The following is a 19,662-nucleotide window of genomic DNA, read 5'->3' as shown; positions in this document are numbered from 1 at the left end:
GTTGGCCAGGATGGCAATCAGATGGCTAGGGTCTAACATGAGAGCTCTATCACATTTATTTGCATCCAATTTGACGCAGAGCTTAATTTCCTTATAGTTTCCGGCCTTAAATTTTCCTTAAATTTATCTTAAAAAGACAAAGTCATCAAAAAGACGGCGTTTAAAATTGCTTGTCCAAAAAAGTGAAGACTTCACAGATATGGATAGTGTTTTGCGCCTTTATTGGCAATCATTCAGCAAGAGCAAGAAATTTAAAATTGAGTTTATGTCCGGAAAATAGTCATTGCCAGTGAACTGCCAGGCAAGGTCAGCGTTTTAAAGTCTGCGTAGCAGGTAAGCTAACGAACTGCCGTTCTTGATCACGTTGATGTGAATGAAGATGCGAGCTAGTTCTTAATACATTTTTAGCAAAGTATAAGGAAGAAGATTCGTGGAAAGGTTTATCCGTAGTCTAGTTCAGAGCTGTACCCTAACATTCGTGTTGTTCTGTTTCGCTGCTCCGGTTCAGAGTGCTCTTTCCACGGAAGTTCAGAAAGGACTATCCTGGCTGGAAACCCAGGTACAGGCCAATGGCACCCTCGCCAATGAACCAGCTTCACCGGCTACGCCCCTGCAAAACCGCGCTGAAGCGCTGTTTACCCTTAAGCTACTGGCAACCGTCCCGGCTTCATTGACTGATACCGTCTTAGCGAACGGGGAGGACAGTACCGAATACCTTGCACGGCGCGCTATCGCCGCGACCATGACGGGGCAAAATGCGGATGCCGTTATCGCACTGCTCGAAGCCAGACAGAATGCCGATGGCGGTTTCGCGGGCATTCCCGGCCATGAAAGCGCCGTGCTTGATACAGCCATGACGTTGTTGGCATTCAAGTCAGCCGGCTACACATCCTCCACCACAATCACCAACGCACTTGGATTTCTCGACCAATCCGCCAATCCCGACGGCGGTTTCGGCCTGTCCGCAAAGAACGGCAGCAGTCTTTATGTCACCAGTTACGCCCTGCAGGCACTGCAAGCGTATAGCCAGTCCTATGCCCTATCCCAACCCATCGCACGCGCCAGACAATGGCTGTTGTCGATGCAGCAATCGGGCGCTTATGCCGATACCCTGGACAATGCCATGGCTGTACTGGCCCTGGCCGATATCACACCCGACGCCGGCAGCTACAGCGGCGCCGTTAGCGCGCTCGCCGCGAGTCAGCAGGCTGACGGCAGCTGGCACAGCGATCCTTATCTGACCTCGCTGGCATTGCGGGCCTTGTTCAAGGCGTCTCAAGGCCCAGCCGTACCGACGGCCGGACAGATTGCCGGCACGGTAATCGATGCCGCCCTACAGACAGGGCTGGGCGATGTCCAGATTCAACTGCTGGAAGCCCCTGCGCTGACGAGCGTCAGCAGTCCGGATGGTAAATTCACTCTCGACAATGTCATGCCCGGCACTTACACCGTACAGATCGGCAAAGCCGGCTACGGCATGGTCAATGTCGGCAATGTCACCGTTAGCGCAGGCAGCCTGTACAATCTGGGCACTATTGCGCTATCGCCGGCGGCCAACACCGCCACGCTCAGCGGTCGAATCAGCGATGACACCGGCGCGCCTGTCGTCGGCGCAGCCATTGTCGTTACTGTAAACGGTACCGACACGACAGCTACCTCGAACGCCGCCGGCGATTACCAATTGACTGGCTTGCCGCTGGGATCGGCGGCAATAACCGTGAGCAAGTCCGGTTACGATACGGCAACCGCCAATGTGCAGTTGACCGCGGGTGCGTTGTTTACTTTCTCGCCCAGCCTGTATCCTGCCAATACGACGCCGACAACGGTAGAACTGCGGGTCAGAGTCCTGGATACTGCCAATTATCCCATCGCCGGCGCAAAATTGACCGTCGGGAGCCAGACCGCTGCCAGCGATGCCGACGGCAGGCTGATTTTGACCGGCCTAAGCGCGGGAGTCTTCTCGGCGACGCTCGATGCATCCGGCTTCACAGACGTCACGCTGAACGGCGCCTTGATCGCCGGCGTAAATAATATCGGCGATGTTCATCTGGCCGAACTCGCCACGACCTCAACCTTGTCCGGACAGGTCACGGACACCGCCAGCCAAAAGCCTATCGGCGGCGCCGTCGTACTGATGCAAGGCTCCAGCATTCAATCCGTGACCGATACTGACGGGCATTACGCGCTGTCCGGCCTGAGCGACACTGAGGTAACGCTTTATGTTTCCGCGCCCGGCTACTTCGGCCGCAACGTCAATGCAACGCTGAGCCAAGCCGGCCATTACCGGCTGGACATTGCGCTGGATAAAGCGGTCTCCACCGACATCAGCATTTCCTCGGTGACCACCAATGCTTCGGATTATGAGCCTTACAGCGAGGTCGAAGCGGTTGCGACGCTGTCCAGCACGATGTCTCAGGATGTGGATGTCACCGTGCGCGCCCTGGTGCTCGACCCGACTGGCAATATCGTGCAGGAAATCCAGGCCAGACCTGGCCTCGGGGCCGTCAATCCGCCCGATCTACCGATCACCGTGCCTGCCAACGGCGAAACGGCTGTGCCGATTGACTGGCAGGTCCTGTCGGCACAGCCCGGCACTTATACGCTGGTCGTGCGTGCCAGCGACCTGTCCGGCAAGATACTGGTCGAAAACAGCGCCGCCGTCACGGTGCTTGCGGCGACGCGAATCGGCGGCGGCATTACGCTGGACCCGCCCATCGCCCAGGCGAGCGGCGAGCAGCCGGTTCACATCACTGCCGACATAGTCAATGCCGGCAACCAGACCATTAAAGCCGGTACCGTGCAGGTCGCTGTGACGCTGGAGAATCCGGACACCAGCGGACAGGCCGTGCAGAAAACCAGCCTGAAAACGTTCCTGGAAGGCGCTCCTTTGAGCGAGCCGCGTGGAGGCGCGTTCGACGCGGCGGGCAATCTTTATGTCGCGAACGCTTCCGAGCGCAAGATCATGAAAATAGCGCCCGACGGACAGGCGGCTTTGTTCGCCGCCATTTCCACGACCACTTCCCCAGGCAAGCTTCAGGCTCTCGCATTCGACAAGACCGGCAATTTGCTGGTGCTGTCCAGCCAGAACCGTATCGTCAAAATCGCGCCGGATGAAACCCAGACCGTGATCAATACCGGACTGAACGCGCAATACGGCATTGACGTGGATGATGCGGGCAATATTTATGTGACCGGCGATAATGCCGATGGCCGGGCGCTGCTGCGCATCGATTCTTTCGGCAACCCGAGCGTGCTGGTGGCGAACGGATTGAAAACGCCGAACGGTGCGGTATTCGACAAGACCGGCACGCTCTATGTGACCAACTACGGCGATAATTCCATCGTCAAAATCGCTGCCGGCGGCAAGATCAGTCCGTTCGTGACCGGCCTGAACCGGCCTCAGGGCATCACCATGGATACGCTGGGCAACTTCTATGTCGCTAACAGCGGCGCCAATAACGTGCTGAAAATAACCCCTACCGGTGAAGTATCTGAATATGCCAGCGGCTTTGCCAATCCGTATGAATTGCGTTTCGATGCATCGGGCAATCTGTTCGTTACCAATAGCGGCGACCATACGGTAGCCAAAGTCGACAGCAGCAGAACCGTCAGCCTTTTTGCAAAGGGTATCGCGAACAAACCCCAAGGTATGGCCTACGATGCCGCCGGCAATCTCTACATTGGCAATGCCGCGGACAACACCGTTACACGGCTCGATGCCAGCGACAATGTCAGCGTGATCGGCACGGGCTTTAATAACCCGCGCGGCCTGGCGGTTTCCGATTCGGGCGATGTTTTTGTCGCCAATTATTCGGCCGGTTCGATCAGCAAAATCAGCGGCGGCATCAAATCGACGCTGGTTTCCGGTTTGAAGAATCCGTACGGAGTGGCGCTGGATTCCGCCAATAACCTGTATGTCTCGGAAAACCAGGCCAACCGGATTTCGCGCATCGATACCGACTCCGGGCAGAAACAGGTCTTTGCCGAGACACTGCTCAATGGTCCCGTGCGGATACGTACCGATGCCGCCGGGGATCAATACCTGCTGAACAAGAAATTCATTGCCCGACTGGACGGCGCCAACGGCGGCAGCATTGTTGTGGCAGGACTCAGCAACGCCACCGATTTCGCGATTGCTCCCGATGGCGGTTTTTATGTCATAGATGGCAACACCTCTCTCAAGGAAATCGATGCCGATGGCGTGCTGACAGCCACGACTGCCATCACCTCTTCTTCCGGAGGAATAGCCGTGGACGCGGCAGGCAATATCTATCTGACCGAAAACTCCAATAAACGCATCATCAGGATCGCCCCTGACGCGTCAAGTTCAGTGTTTGCGAATCTTCCCGGCTATCCACGGGAATTAGTCCCCGATGGCAATGGCGGATTCTTTGCGCGCCTGTCGTCGAGCGCGATCGTCAAGGTCGATGCATCCGGGGCAACCACAGGCTTTATCAGCGTCAGCGGCGCTACGGGTATGGCCGTGGACGCTGCCGGCAAACTTTATGTTTCGGCCGGTTCCAGCAACAGCGTCAAGGTCTTCGATACCTCGGGCAACTTGCTGAATACCATTACCGGTCCGCAGAATCCATCCGGCATAGCGCTGACCGCATCGGGACAACTGCTGGTCGTGGAGGCTACTAGTTTGAGGGTTTCCACCTATAACGAACAGGGAGCCTTCGAAACCTCGGTTTACGGATTCTCAAAACCCAAGGACTTGACCTGGACGGGTTCCGAATTGATTTTTTCGGATTCGAACAATCGTGTTTTCTCGCTGGTTTCAGGCCAAGCCCCCCGGCTCGTCGGTTCAGCCTCGGCGGACTATCTGGCGTGGCACAACGGCGCCTTATACCTGTCGTCAGGCGACAAGCTGTCGACAATGGCAGTGGATGGCGCTGTCAGCACTTTTTATGCCAATACCGGAAGCACGTCCTTATCCGGCATTGCGGTCCGACCCGACGGCGCGATCAGTATCGCCTCGCGCGATGATGGCCGGGTCATGACGCTCGATGCCGGCGCCCGCGTCATCGCCAACTACCCCGGCCTGCGCTCCCCGCAAGGCTTGATGATCGATAGCGGCGGCAACGTGTATGTCAGCAATCCCGGACTTAATAATGTGTTGCGTATCAGTCCTGATGGCAAACAGTCCGAGATATTCTCAACGGGCACCAAGTTTCGTAATCTGGTGTCGGACAGTTTCGGCCAGATCTACGCCACCGGCGGGAATTCGGTATACAGGCTGAGCTCCACAGGGACGAGCAGCAAAGTGGCCTCCGGCGGCAGCACGACCAATGGCATCGCCTTGCTGGGGCAGGATATCTATGTGACTGACGGCGGCGCAAGCGCGGTTCGCGTGGTTAACGGAACTCAACTGGACACCTACGCCTCTGGCCTGGGTAGCGGATACGGTGTGCGCGTCGGACCGGATGGCGGCGTTTACGTCGCGGTTGAAAGCGATGGTACGGTCATGCGCTATGCTGACGAAAAACTGGCGCTTTATGCGGCCGGATTGAGTTCTCCCAGATCCCTTGCCTTCGATACGACAGGCCATCTTTACGCGGGCGGAAAATCGGGCGTCATTACCCATATCGACGGTTCGGGGCAAAATACTGACCTCAGCGTAAGTGCGTCGCTTACCGGCAAGAACATTGACGGCCTGACTGTTGATGCCTCGAATACGCTTCATGCCACTATAGGCGCTAAAAATGCCATTTATAAAATCATCATGCCCGCTGCGCCGGCTGATACGCCGCCCGGCACTGTGGTGTACACGGCGGTTGCCGATGTGCCTGAACTGGCGGTTGACGGCGCCGCGATTCCGCTGGATTTCGGCCATTGGACACCGGCCTTCGGCGGCGATTTCAGCGTCAGGATCACACCCCTGCAGTCTGCCGTCGATGGCGCACTGGCCAGTTCGATTCATGTGGGGCCGCATGCCTATGGAACCATCACTGCCGACAAGTCGGAACTGGTGCCGGGACAGAACTCTGTAGCGTTGCAGGTCAACATCAAGGGCGCCGATTTCACTTCGCTCGCGAAAGTGGATACAGCCAACCTGAAGGAAGCGTTTTCGACCGGCGGTATTTTCCCCAAAGCCATGCCGGTGGATCGTTCCGGGAACGCTTACCTGCCGGTCAGCGGCGTCATCAAACGAATCGCTCCGGATGGCCAGATATCGGATTTTGTAGTCTTGCCCGGAATAGCCGGCGGCACGGCCATGGCCATCGATGCCAGGGAAAATCTCTATGTCTACACCAGCAAGTCAAAGGAGTTGATGCGTATCGCCCAGGATGGTGCTTACGAATCTTTCGCATCGCTCTCCGCGGCCCCGCTCAGCATGGCAGTGGACAGCCGGGATAACGTGCTGGTTCTGACCAGTAACGGCGTCCTGCGCTTTGCCCAGAACGGAAGCCGGGAATTTCTGGGCAGTGCCGCCGTCACCCGGGCCTACGCATTGACCATAGACGGGCACGATAATATCTATGTCCAGAATAAGAGCAATATCATCACCAAGATTGCGCCTGACGGCAGCGTTTCCACGCTGCTTGCGCCCGACCCGGTAACCGGGCAGCCGAACTTCGAATATGAAGGCATCAATATCGCCGGCGACTGCGCCGACAACGTTTTCCTGACACCGTTAAACTGGAAAGAAGTCGGGCAGTCCGGCGAGGAACACGTGCTGGTTCATATGATCGGCAAGACCGGCCTGGCCTCTCCGATACTGGACGGGAAAACTGTCAAGCCGGCTATCACGGATATGGATTTCGTGTCCTACGACCGTTTCTCCGGCAACCTGTTCATCTGGACGGATAGAGGCTATAAGGTCTACAAACTGCCCGTCACCTGCGGCGCTATCGGCGTCGACTTGCATATCGTGCTGCCGCCGGGACAGTCGGCCAGCGGTTTCAACATCGCGCCGACCTCGCAAATCATACAGCCCGACGGCTCCATCGACTATGTATGGAACCTGAAGGATGTGACCGCTTTCGGCCAGGATGTGCGCTTCGATACCCTGCTGGACGGCGTGGCTTTGGGTGACGTGCGGCCGATGGCGAAGGATGCCTTCCTGCTGTTCAAGAACACCTTCGTGCCCGGCGATATCCGCGTGCCGCTGGAAATACCCAAGCTCGCCGCGAACAACCTCGTGGCTCTGGCTGTCGCTACCGGCAAGCCCGAGTATCCGGCCTTAACCGATGTCGACATCACGACCGACCTGATCAATCCCAACAATACCGCCGTGCACGGTCTGTTGGAGCTGGATATTCTCGATGCGCAGGGTGTTTTGGTGAAGACTGTGCTGGCGCAGGATACCGTCATCCATCCCGACGTCCCGGTTTCGGTAAGCCCGATGCCGGCCTTTAATACCGGCGATACGATAGCCGGCACCTACACCGTGCATGCGGTGCTGGAAAATGCCGAAAGCGCCGTGCTGGCACAGGCATCGACTTCGTTCCGCATCGTCGCAGGCAACGACGGCGATCCTGCGCTCGATGCGTCAGTCAGTGTGGACCGGCTTGAGTACAATCCGTTCGATTCCGTCAACATCAGCGCACGGGTCCGTAACCTGGCCTCCAACTTGCTGTTTGACAACCTGACCGTGCAGGAAACGGTCAAGGATGCCGGCGGCAATAGTATGTACACCGGTAGCCAGCAGATTCCACAACTGCTCGGCGGAGCCCTGCGTGATCTGACATTTATCTATTCGCAGAACAATGCCGCGCCGGGTGTTTATACGCTGGAACAGACCGTGAGCGATGCGATGGGAACGGTGTTGAGCAGCAAAACCACCAGTTTCACCGTCAGCTCCACCGGCTTGACGGGCAGCGGCCTCAAAGGCCAGGTCAGTATTGCGTCCGAAGAAGTGCTGGCGGGCAGCAATGTCATGATCTCGGCCAAAGTTCAGAACCTGGGCAATGCCGATGTGACCGCGCTGCCGCTCACTTTATCCATCGTTGATCCTGCCACGGAAACCGTGCTTGCCGCCTGGCCCTACAGCGCCGACATTGTCCAGGGCGACAGCTTCAATACCGCTGTCTCCTGGACGGCTGCTGCGACCGGGAAAACGACCTACGTGATCGTGCTCACGGCCACGCCGGGCGGCAAGACGCTGCCGCTCGCTCAAAGCAGCTTTACCGTCGTGGATGCCATCAAGCTCGATGTCAAACAGCAGCTTTTATCCCAAAACCGTGTCTTGGTGCTGCTGTCCTGCCCGTACGGCGACGGCAGCGATCATGAACACAAGGACGGTAAAACGCGTCATGATGAACATGATCGCGAGCATGGCAAGAAACATCACGATGACCACGAACACGAAGACGGTAAAGAACGTCATGATCACCATGATCACGGCAACTGCATTGATGACCGATCAGCATTCATCGACGGCCTGCTCACTCAGCTTAACCTGCCGCATCTGATTACTGTCACGGCCGAGGACTTCCGCACTGCCTTCCGCAGCGGCCATTACAACACCTTCTGGCTGTCCGGCGGCATCGACAAGCTGCATGACCCTCTGGCCGAAGAAATTCGCGAGGCCGTCAACCGGGGCGACAGCCTGCTGATTGACGGCATGCACGATGAGCGCAATAAACTGCTGGATGAAGTCGTCGGCGTGCAATACCGCGGCAAGCTCGCGCCGGTGAATCAGCCTGTCGAGTTCACCGGCCCGTTGTTCGCCGCGGACCCTGTCGCCGCGCGCGGCCGACCTCTCAAGCTTGAGCTTGGCGACGGTACGCTCCAGGCCCGCTTCCCGGATCACCTTGACTGTGATGACTGCGATAACCGGAAGCACCACGGTCCAAAGACTGTGAATCCCGCCATCGTCAGTCACCGCTATGGCCAGGGCCGCAGCATGATCATGGCTTTTGATCTGGTCGAAACGCTGATGCAGGAACCCTCGCTGTCCGACGTCTGGCGCGCCATTATCGAGACCACCTTCGATGAGCTGCTGCCGGAATTGCCCGATACCTACACCAGCGGCGCGCTGGTGGTCACCAGAACCACGGTCGCCAACCTGGGCCATGCAGTCGGTCTGCAGGTCATCGATACCCTGCCCGCGGATGCCAGAGTGATCACGACCGAACCGGCCGCGCCGATCGACAGCACAGGCACTCAGGCCACCTGGGATTTCAGTCTCGGCATCGAGCAAAGCCAGGACCTGACCCTGTCCTGGTGGCTGTCCGGCCTCACTGGCAGTTATACCCTCGACACCCTGGTCAGCACGACTCAGGGCGGGCAGGCCATCCCCTACGGCAACTACCCGCTGACGCTGACGGTCGCCTCGGCGCTGGATCAGATGGTGACTGACGAACTCATCGCCCAGCTCAAAGCGCTGGCCTTCAGCAGCAATAAAGACAGGCAGGCCAGGAACAAGGCGCTCAAGTCCTTGCAGGACGCACTGGCCCACACCTCGTCAGGCGATTACGACGGCGCCATCGACAGCCTGATGGATGCCGTAAACCGGCTTAACGCCATCAAAAGTCAGGACACCCGTGCCTACCGGCTGGGACTGGACCGCTGGCTGCAAGGGCTTGAACAGCAATGGCGGCCAGCGCCGGCGCCCCATAAGCCCCATTAAAAAGCTGGCCGGGCTGGATGGCTGACCATCAGCCCGGCCGGTTCAAGCGGTGTCCTGATACGACCGTTGAAGCGCAGTACCCGATAGCGAATTTTATTGACCATTGTTTAATATCCCGTTCCGGAGAATGGGATAGTTTTTACATTATTTTGCCAGAGGCTCGGATGTCTATTTTGTTTAAACCCGCTAACCTACGCCTGTCTCAATCCCAGGGAAAGCAACTCGTAACGTCTTCGTTAATTCACAGTCTGCGCGGCTTCCCCGCCTTCATGCGCAGCATAGCCACTCTGGTGCTGGTCACCTTCACGCTCATGATCCTGCAGCCGACCATTGCGGCCGCGCAGGCGACAAAACACGCCAAGCCAGCATCCCCGCCCGACAACAGTGCAGAAACTCGTCTGTCCAGGACCCTGCAACGGATAGAAGACAAGCTGGCCAGAACGGAAGAGAAACTGCAAAAACACCGGGACGCCAGCGCGGAGCGCCATGAGCTCAGGCAGCTGCGGCAAACGTTGAGAAAACTCGATGTCACAGCTCGGGAAGATTTTGCACAGGTCGAGCGCCACATCCATGATCATCACTTGCCCCCGATCATCCTGGAACGCCATCAGGCCATGGTCGACCACTACCAGCAGGAACTGCAAAGCCTGACCGATGAACTGGAAGGTATCGAAACTAGCGGCGACGACAACAGCCGGCTAGCCCATACCAAAAAAGCCAGAGACCGCTTGAAAGCACAACAGAACAAGCGCAGCCAGCAGCCGTTCGACCCCAATCAACTGCCTAATGCCAGCCTGAAACCGCAACCCGACCATAAACCCAAAGAAAACAAGGCCGACTTTATCCAGGCCGGACTGACCGAAACCCCGGCCATTCAGCTGGCCGCGCTGGGCGACTTCACCTTCGACAAACTGGCCGAAGCCGGCAACCCGGCCTATCTGGCCGAAACGACCGAAATCGTCCTGACTCAGGCCATCAAGGACAAAGCGGCCGAACTCAATCACGATCCGGTCAAGATTTACCACTGGGTCAGAAATCATATCGAATGGCAGCCGACTTGGGGCGCGATCCAGAACGCCGAGCTGACCCTGTCCGCGCAACGAGGCAACGCCATGGACATCGCCAGCCTGACCATCGCCCTGCTGCGCGCCTCGAAAATCCCGGCCCGCTATGTGCACGGCACGATCGACGTGCCGGCCGTCGACTTCAAGAACTGGGCCGGCGGCTTTACCGACATTATGGCCGCGGCCGATTATGCCTCCTCCGGCGGCATCCCGATCACGACCGTCGTCAGCGGCGGCCAGATCAGCAAGATCCGTCTGGAGCATATATGGGTGGAAGCCGCGATTGATTTTCTGCCCTCGCGCGGCGCCAGAAATCTCGATGCCGACAGTTGGGTCGTCATGGATCCCAGCTACAAGCAATACGACTACAAGAAAGGCCTGGATGCGGTCGCCATCAGCGGCATCGATCCCGAGCAGATGGCGCAAAGCTTCATCGCTAGCGGCACCACTAACGAAAGCGAAGGCTGGGCCACGGGCTTTGACGCCAGCATTCTGCAAAATGCCCAGACCGAGGCGCAGCAAAAGCTGGAAGCCTATATCCAGAATAACCTGACCGATCCGACGGTCGGCGACGTCATCGGCGGCCGTCAGACCATCGTCCAGGAATACCCGATGCTTCCGTCCAGCCTGCCCAACAAGATCGTCGTGACCGGCAGCCGCTACGACAAGCTGCCCGGCCAACTGCAGCAGAAAATCACCTGGGCGTTCGGCAAGGACATTCTGGGCGATCTGATCGATCCGGTCAGCTTCCCGTTCGCAAAGGTCAACAACCAGAAAATCACGCTGTCGTTCAGGCCGGCCACCGAAGCCGACGAGCAGGCGTTGCAATCCCTGCTGCCCGAAGGCGAGATCACCGACCTCAGCCAGCTGCCGAGCACGATTCCCAGCTATCTGGTCAACGTCGTGCCGGAACTGGCCGTCAACGGCCAAATCATCAAGACCGGCGGCACTATGAAGCTGGGAGAGGAACTGCCTTTCATCACGGCCCTGAGCTTTGCCGGCCGCGGGCAGATCAACAATCCCCGAACCTATAACGTCATCGCCGGCTCCTACCTGGCCGTCAACGCCTATGCCGGCAGCGTCTCGCCGGCCCATCTGCAGGCGGTGAAAACCCAACTGGAGCAGACTAAAACCGTGCTGGAAAGCACCGACCAGGCCCAGATCGGCGCCCTGACGCGCGAAGACCTGCTGGGCGATATGTTTCACGCCGGCGGGCTCGGTTATTATGCCCAGCTGACCGCCCTGAGTTATCTGATGGGCCTGCAGAGCGGCGGCCACCAGACCCTGGCGGCCGGCATCGGCACCTTCGGCTATGAGCCGAACGTCAACTACCTGTTCGGCTTCCCGAAAAGCATCAAGCCCGGCGGCGTGGCTTTCGACATTCCGCTGGTCAGGATCAATGCGGTCGATGACGGCAATGCCGACCGGCTGAAGCAGTTCACCCTGCAAACCGGCATTCTCAGCTCGGCCCTGGAGCATGCCGTGCCGGAGCAACTGTTCGTCAACGAACAGAACCCCGGCGAGGCAATTTCAGCGGTTAGAGCCTTGCAGAAAGCCAACGCTGCTGGTCAGAAGATTTATCACATCACGCAGGCCAATAAGGCGACTATACTTGCCAATATTCACCATCACCCCGATACGATGGCCGAGATTAAAAACGCGCTCAATGCCGGCAAGGAGGTCATTACTCATACCGATGCGGTCTCGGTGCCGGGCTGGTCGGGGGCGGGCTATATCATTACCGATCCGGTGACGGGGGATGGGGCTTATAAGATTAGTGGAGGAGGGAATGGGGGTATCTTAATTTTAGTTAGCTCAGCAATTCTTCTTTTTGTTTCATTATCACCAGCTCTTACAGCCCTTTTAGTAAATCCAGTTTTATTAGTTCTATTGCTTTATTTTTCTATCCTAGGTATAGGAAAAGGATTATCGCTTATTTTTGGAGACGAGCGTTATTATTCCGCGTCAAAGTGGACTGCAAGTATTATACTCGGAGGATACACGGGCATAATTATTGGTGAATTCATAGCTGAAGCAGCAGCGGCTAACTTTGTTGCATCACTAATTGCCGGAGTGATTACGTTGTTTGTTGACAGCCTTGGTTAAAATTGTATGAAAATTTTATTACTGTTTGTCGTTGGAACCTCTATTGGGGGTGTTTTATGTTGGATTGGATATACCATTGATGATAAGTTTAATAGTTGTTTGAACATTTATAGTTCAATATACGCGGTGAATATAATATTTTTATTTAAAAAATGGAGACACAAGAACGATTAGGAGGAATTAAAGGGGAGAGATTTATTTTTACCCCAAAATAATTCTCTCCCCCTGTTGGATTGTTCAGTTCCCCTTTAACAGTTGTTTATAATTTTGGCCTTCCTCATAAAGGCTATTACAGCAAACGAATAATTGATATAAAACGAAGCATACACACTGTAGGTTCTCCTAGTAATGAAGACAGCAAAAAATTTCTGTTACAGACCGGCCTCATGCATTCCTATTTGGAAGGTTCAATTCTTGAACAAGTGATTCGAAACTGGCAGAGTACGGGATTGTCATCAGCACAAGTATTAATTGATGCCAACCAACAAAAGATTCCGATATATCACTTAACAAACGTAAACTCCGCGCAATTATTACCGCAGCTAATTAACTTGGATTCCGCTGTATTGGCTGATGTGCGGGCAGCGCTGAATGCAGGGCTAGAAGTCATTATTCCCAAGCAGCAGCCCAGTAAGGCAGTTGGAGCTTCAGGTATGGGATATATTATTTCAGATCCGGAAACAGGAGCAGGGTCATACCGTATTTCGGGAGGGCTGGATGGAGGCGAGGGCGAGGCGCCTTGTGCTGAACCTCAGCCCGAGCCTCTGGTTAATGCAGTACATGACATTGTATTAACAGCAGTGTTACTTGCTATCCTTGTCTTCATCTTTGTGGAATCAGGAGGAGTCGCGGCACCTGTAATTCCTGAGTTAATGGCAGCTTTGGGTTTAACGGCATTAACCTTTCCTGCAACTGCCGGAGAGTTTTGCACTCCAATAGCGATTGGTTATCATGCTGGAGGAGATGATTTTCATAATGATAGTTGTGCAGACTTATCTCCACCAAATCAATTTCCTGGTAGCGATATTTGCGTATCAGATGGGACAGGTTCAAGGAAATTTGATGCGATTACTGGAAGTATACTATGGGAAGCCAAAACTGATAGTCTTGATAATTGGGAGCCTAGCAAAAGAGATTTTTTTGCTATCTTGTCAGTTCTTGGGAAATGGAAAGCCACAGCAGAAAATGAGTCGCCCATTGCAAGAAACTGTAGATTTGGTTATTACTTTGTTGTTGGTGATGCGGATTTAGCGACGGCTGCAAGAGCTGATACTAGCTTATCGGCTCTTGTTGATCAGTTTAAAGTAGATACTCCGCTTTGCTTGCAACCCTGGACAGGAAAATATCCCAAGAGGTGAAAAATGTCGCAAGTATTCGGGGTACGTCATGATTTAGTGCGTATTATTGCTCCGCCATTAAAGAGTGCGGGACAAATTGAAGAAGTGTATAGGAAATTGGAAGAGTTATTTCCTGAAATTTCCCAAGGAGGAATTGCATATCCTATAGGTGAAAACACCTTAAGTGTTAGTGATAGGTCAATTTATATTAAGAATAATCTAGATAAAAAAGGGATCTCTCTTGGTGATAAACACTTAAATTTGTATTTTACCTGCAGTAATATTTCATATCCTTTAGGTACTACTGGCGTTAATTATTGTCGAATAACTCTAGGAATTAAAAGGGGAGCCATTTCTATTTCTAATCTTATTTGGCTCAAAATGATTTCGGATATTTGCGAAAAATTTGATGCCTATTGGGGGATTTCTGCAATGGGTGACGATTATTATCAATTGTGTGAAGTGCTTCAAAGAGATAGGTTTTTTAAAGAAGAGAACAACTTTATTACGGATAAAGAGAGTGCCGAACGAATTCGAGAACTTCTCGGCAAATATAACGAACTTAGCAAATTACCGAATTTAGATTTGTCAGGCCATGCTTATAGGGTTCATGATTTGCGCATTGTGCCAGAATTAGGATGGATAAATTATTGGAATCAAAGTATCTGCGAATACAATGGAATTTGTGACATTCCTTCAATAGCTGGGTGTGAAACCCAAGGGTTCAAAACTAATTCAGCAGCCTGTGTTTGGTCTTTAACTACTGAACCTTGGGAAATTAGAAAAATAACACATAGGAAATGTATAGTAGAAGCTTACAAGTCATTTCCTAAAGTGGGCCTTAGGCTCTATTGATATTTGATCAAAGGGGTCAGACTCTGAGGTATCCCCGCAAATTATCCCGCCTCCAACTTCTCGAAATAGCCGACTAACAGCGCCTGTGCCAATTCTAAATAATCGGGCGGTAATTCAAACACGACATAGGCAGGCGATGCGTCCGAGAAAAATCACCGAATAGGGAGACTTTGGGCCACTGTTAACCTTGATGTGCCGTTCGACCTCGGAGCCTTTTAGGTTGATGCCGACAATCCACAACGCGAAGACAATCAGCGCGGCGATCAGCAACAAGTTTGCCCGGCGCTCGGCTTGAATTCGGCTTTCGTCGGCCAAATCCAGGCCGTAATACGTGGCTTTGGTGTCGCGGAAGCTTTCTTCGATTTGCATGCGACTGCGATAGTGGTCCACGACCCGCACCGGTGGATAAGCCTCCAGGGACGGCGACACCACCAGCAGCCACGGCTCTTTTTCGCGTGCCGCCTGTTTGCGGCTGTAGTGAGATTTGGCGGGCCGTTTGCGCAACGTCAGGTGTTTCCGACCTTTCGGCGGCCGAAAAAAGTCACCAACTGTCCTGCCAGGGAGTTGCCCTTCACCCAATGGTTCACGCCCAATAGCTTCGGTTTGCGGGTGGCCTTGGCGTATAACGATTTTGCAGGTAGCCACGCCTCGGGATGATCGGCGAAGGCGACAAAATCCCGGTTGCGTATCCGCCCCAGCCAATGCCAGCCCAGGCGCTCCACGGCGCGGAAGAACGGCGTGCGGAAACCGGAGTCGGCCACGATAATGGGCGTGACATGCGCCGCCACCAGTTGCCGCAAGCGCTCCAGAAATTGCTGCTGCACCTGCCGATTGCCCAGCTTGGCGTGCGGATGGACTTCTTCGTACAAGGTGGGCGACCGCCCGCCCACCGGCAGCGAAGCGCGCAGCAGTTGCCGGCTCTGATCGTCGGTAGTCAAGGGCGACAAGTCGAACAGTATCAGCGGCATCGGCAGCGCCTGCAACAGCCACTGGGTCATTGCCTCGTAGAAGGCGATGCGCTCACCGCTCAGATGCGGATTGCCGATCAAGCGGTCCATGCGTTTGATTTTATGTTTCAGATGCCCCCGATCCCGGCAGCGCTCGGCCGAGGGCCGTAATCGAGACTTTCGCACCGCTTAAGCCCGCTTTGACGGCAGCCATGACGGCCTTGAAACGGCTCGCGTGAACCTCGGGAAGGTTGGGTTTTAGGAGTGAATGGAGGACTTGAACGATCATGAGAGTCTCCCGATCAGACTGGAAGAAATCCCATTCTAGCACCCTCGAGACCTTTACGGTACCTAAAAGAGAGGCATAGTGGCTTGTTTTAAAAGATAAATTTGTGGGGATGCTTCGGAGTCTGACTCCTTTGATTTGTGCCGTCGTCGCCGGTGCGGGTGTAGATTTTGCTGAGTCTGTTGGCTATGACCATCCTTTAATGATGTAACTATTTTATAGAGTCGATGGCATCAAGACCATGACATCCGGTTGGCAGTTCAGCTAAACTCATTCTCATTTTGATTCTTCCGGCAAAGTCATTTCTCTGTGACCCAAAACGCGTCAACCTTGCTTAAAACCACCCCCATAGGTGTCTTTGATTCCGGCATCGGCGGCGTTTCGGTGCTGAAGCACATCCGCCAGTTGCTGCCACATGAAGATCTGATCTACTCAGCGGATTCCAGGCATGCGCCCTTCGGCAACAAATCCCCTGAATTCATTCGCGAGCGTTCGCATGCGCTTACCCGTTTCCTGATTGGGCAGGGTACCAAAGCAATTGTAGTGGCCTGCAATACAGCGACAGCCGGCGCAATTACTAGCTTGCGCGAGCATTTCTCGCTGCCCATCATCGGCATGGAGCCGGCCGTGAAACCGGCGGCAGCCGCAAGCAAATCCGGCGTGATTGGCGTGCTGGCAACCATAGGCACGCTGAAAAGCTCCCAGTTTGTAGCACTGCTGGAAAGTTACGGCAGGAACGTGCAGGTGGTGACGCAAGCCTGTCATGGACTTGTGGAGTGTGTGGAGCGCGGCGAATTCGATAGTGATGCCACCAGGGCATTGATCGCCCGGTACCTGCAGCCGCTATTGGCTGCCGGAGCCGATACCATCGTGCTGGGCTGTACGCATTATCCGTTCTTGCGGCAGGCCATTGTCCGGCAGTTGCCGCCTGCAATCACCTTGATCGATACGGGCGAGGCGGTGGCGAGACAGGTGCAAAAGCGCTTGCAGGAAGCCGGACTGCTGAATGATGCTGCAAGGGAGCCGAAAAACAGTTTCTGGATCAACCGGGCGACGGATGCGGAATTCGAGCAGACCTTGAAAGTCATCGCGATGCTTTGGGATTCAATGCAGTGGGATGGGGGTGGCGGGAAAAGCGATTTTTACCGCTTGCCGGAAAGTCAGGAAAACGCCGGTTTGAGTATTTGATGGGCGGGCGCGGCTAGTGATGAGCCACCACTTCACCGACTTTCATAATCAAAGGGGGCAGACTCGATTGATTTTGATGGGTTTCCCGCGCAGCATCAAGCCTGGCGGCGTGGGGTCATCAATGGGGTCAAGTTCTGGTTGCGGCTGGGCAATGTCGCAAATTCTAGCGGCTGGGATCCCGTCCCGGTAATTATTGGCCAGCAGCTGATGTAGGGTATCATCCATCCTATGCAGAAATTCCGAACCTTAAACTTAAGGTTTCAATCACGTTTGGATCTCCCGGCAATCCAATAAGAGCCAAATCATTAATATGCCCAACTCCCTCTCACATGTCATAGGCTTCGACGACGCTCCGTTCTCTCGCGCACATAAAGGCGATGTGCTGCTGGTGGGTGCGGTTTACGCCGGTCTGCGGCTGGAAGCGGTGTTGAGCGGCAAGGTCAGGCGCGATGGGGTCAACGCCACGCGGACCCTCATCAAGCTGATCAGCGGCTCGCGATTTGCCGGTCACTTGCAGCTGGTGATGCTGCAGGGCATCGCCTTTGCCGGTTTTAACGTGGTCGATCTGCCGCTGTTGCACGAGACGCTCGGCCTGCCGGTGCTGGTGGTCATGCGCAGGCGTCCCGATATGCAGACGATCAGGCAAACCCTGCTGAACCATGTGCCAGGCGGCCAGCGCAAATGGCGGCTGATCGAACGGGCAGGGCCGGTGGAGCCGGTGCGACGGGTTTTTGTGCAACGGCAGGGCCTGACCCTGGCCGATGCCGACCGGACGTTGCGGCGGCTTGCGGTCAACAGCCATATCCCGGAACCGTTGCGGACGGCTCATATCATAGCCGGGGGCATCGCCTTGGGCGAAAGCCGGCACCGGCCGTGATTGGCGGACATCCTCATCCCCTTGACTATTCAATTGCGGAATTTGGAATGATGGGAAGAAGCCAGTCCGGCGCTATACGATCGGCCCCTGTTTTCCGGTTGCGCCGCCAGAGCAATCGCCGTCCGCTGGCTTTGGGTAAACGATAACAGCGGCTGGCAGTCTTTAAGCAAGGTCTCGACGATGGTGCTTGATGCGGCAGGCTGGGCAAGACGCAGAGCATTGATTTTCATGCGCTTCAATCTGTTTGAATCCTCCAGTAGCCGTGCCAGTTTGAAAGGTAGCGTGGTCAAGTCATTGCACTTAATGGCAATGCCTTCTTCCAATAGGTGATCGCTATTTCTTTCTTCTTGCCCGGGGATGGGGGAAACCACACACATGGGCAAGCCGCAGGCGATGGCTTCGGCGGTGGTCATGCCGCCGGGTTTGCCGATGAAAATATCCGCCATTTTCATCAGTTTGTGCATCTCGTCGGTATAGCCTAGCACTTTGAATCGGGTGCTTTGATGCCCGACTATCCGCAGGATGCGCTGCTTCAGTCCATCGTTGCGCCCGCAGACAACCACCGTCTGCACGTTGCTGTTCATGCCGAGCATGCGTTCTACCACCAATTCCATGGGACCTATGCCAAAAGCTCCTGCCGACAGCAGCAGAACCGGCTGTTCAGGGTTCAGCCCGGCTCGCAGCCGCTCTTCCTTGCGGTTGATTGGATGCTGAAACACAGGATCTATGGGGATGCCCGATACCGTGATTCGATCGCCGGGTATCCCGAGCATTTCAAGATGGACTCTGGTTTCATCGATAGCGACAAAATAGCGATGGGATGAGCCCGATAACCATTTGGCATGAAGATCGAAATCCGTTATCACAGTCGAGAGATGAGCCTGCAGTTGTCGGGTCGCCATCAGGTGCGAAATAATGTTGGCAGGCATGAAATGGGTGCAGACGGCGATGTGAGGGGAGAAGTCCCGGATAAAGCGCACGAGTGGCCTGGTATTCAGCCGGTCTAGCGTCTGCCGTATTCGGTTTGTGCGCCAGGGGTCGTCGCTGGTTTTATACCACCAGCCGAGGAAATCCGGCGCGGATCTCACCAGCGATGTGTAAATACCGGAATGAATATCCTGGAACAGCTTGTTAGTGTATTGCAGTGCATCAAGGTTGATAATCTCCGCAACCCGGCCGTCAGCGGCAAAGGATTTCTCCAAAGCTTCAGCCGCTTTGATGTGGCCTGTTCCTATACCCGCCGACATAATCAACACTCTTTTTTTCATTAATAGTTAACGAACCTGTCTGAGTTGTCTGAAACCGGGATAAAACCGCCTTACGGCCGTGTCAGTTGCCGGATTCCAGATGTTTATAGTCAGTGAGTATTGGCCATGATCGAGCATCAGGGTGCCGCAACTCATTCATACTGAATAGGAAGCTTTT

General features: G+C 55.0%; 9 protein-coding genes. 6 read left to right on the top strand and 3 right to left on the bottom strand.

What is annotated here, in order from left to right; all coding sequences use genetic code 11:
* Positions 1-478: 478 nt before the first annotated feature.
* From METMA_RS0123160 to METMA_RS0123135, 4 genes are all read left to right on the top strand, one after another.
* Positions 479-9,577, top strand: coding sequence for a carboxypeptidase regulatory-like domain-containing protein (locus METMA_RS0123160; RefSeq protein WP_020161512.1), 9,099 nt, complete (start codon positions 479-481; stop codon positions 9,575-9,577).
* A gap of 164 nt (positions 9,578-9,741) precedes the next feature.
* A complete protein-coding gene (locus METMA_RS25490; RefSeq protein ID WP_198014597.1) occupies positions 9,742-12,747 on the top strand; it encodes a transglutaminase-like domain-containing protein in 3,006 nt (1,001 codons plus the stop codon).
* A 233-nt stretch (positions 12,748-12,980) separates the two neighbouring features.
* Positions 12,981-14,105 (top strand): DUF6310 domain-containing protein, encoded by a 1,125-nt coding sequence (locus METMA_RS27310; RefSeq protein ID WP_156830605.1) that lies wholly within the window; start codon positions 12,981-12,983, stop codon positions 14,103-14,105.
* 3 nt (positions 14,106-14,108) lie between these two features.
* Positions 14,109-14,939 carry a DUF5953 family protein gene (locus METMA_RS0123135; RefSeq protein WP_020161507.1) on the top strand — a complete coding sequence of 277 codons (831 nt, stop codon included), beginning with the start codon at positions 14,109-14,111 and terminating at the stop codon, positions 14,937-14,939.
* 114 nt (positions 14,940-15,053) lie between these two features.
* Here the strand turns inward: METMA_RS0123135 and METMA_RS27635 are convergent, their stop codons facing one another.
* Together METMA_RS27635 and METMA_RS27630 are read right to left on the bottom strand one after the other, a co-directional pair.
* Positions 15,054-15,443 carry a transposase gene (locus tag METMA_RS27635; protein WP_020161506.1) on the bottom strand — a complete coding sequence of 130 codons (390 nt, stop codon included), beginning with the start codon at positions 15,441-15,443 and terminating at the stop codon, positions 15,054-15,056.
* Between the two features lie 2 nt (positions 15,444-15,445).
* Entirely contained in the window at positions 15,446-16,072 is a 627-nt protein-coding gene (locus tag METMA_RS27630; RefSeq protein ID WP_198014595.1) for a transposase, read from the bottom strand.
* Positions 16,073-16,502: 430 nt separating this feature from the next.
* Here METMA_RS27630 and murI point away from each other — a divergent pair, with 430 nt between their 5' ends.
* Both murI and METMA_RS0123115 read left to right on the top strand, forming a co-directional pair.
* The gene (gene murI / locus METMA_RS0123120) at positions 16,503-17,360 is read left to right on the top strand and encodes a glutamate racemase (protein ID WP_198014593.1); all 858 of its coding nucleotides are present in this window, start codon (positions 16,503-16,505) and stop codon (positions 17,358-17,360) included.
* Between the two features lie 310 nt (positions 17,361-17,670).
* A complete protein-coding gene (locus METMA_RS0123115; RefSeq protein WP_027147561.1) occupies positions 17,671-18,237 on the top strand; it encodes an endonuclease dU in 567 nt (188 codons plus the stop codon).
* 29 nt (positions 18,238-18,266) lie between these two features.
* Here METMA_RS0123115 and METMA_RS25480 read toward each other — a convergent pair whose 3' ends face one another.
* The gene (locus tag METMA_RS25480; RefSeq protein ID WP_232216419.1) at positions 18,267-19,484 is read right to left on the bottom strand and encodes an MGDG synthase family glycosyltransferase; all 1,218 of its coding nucleotides are present in this window, start codon (positions 19,482-19,484) and stop codon (positions 18,267-18,269) included.
* Positions 19,485-19,662 lie beyond the last annotated feature (178 nt).

The organism is Methylobacter marinus A45 (genome assembly GCF_000383855.1).
Classification (GTDB): domain Bacteria; phylum Pseudomonadota; class Gammaproteobacteria; order Methylococcales; family Methylomonadaceae; genus Methylobacter; species Methylobacter marinus.
This window is presented reverse-complemented; position numbering and strand designations above follow the sequence as displayed.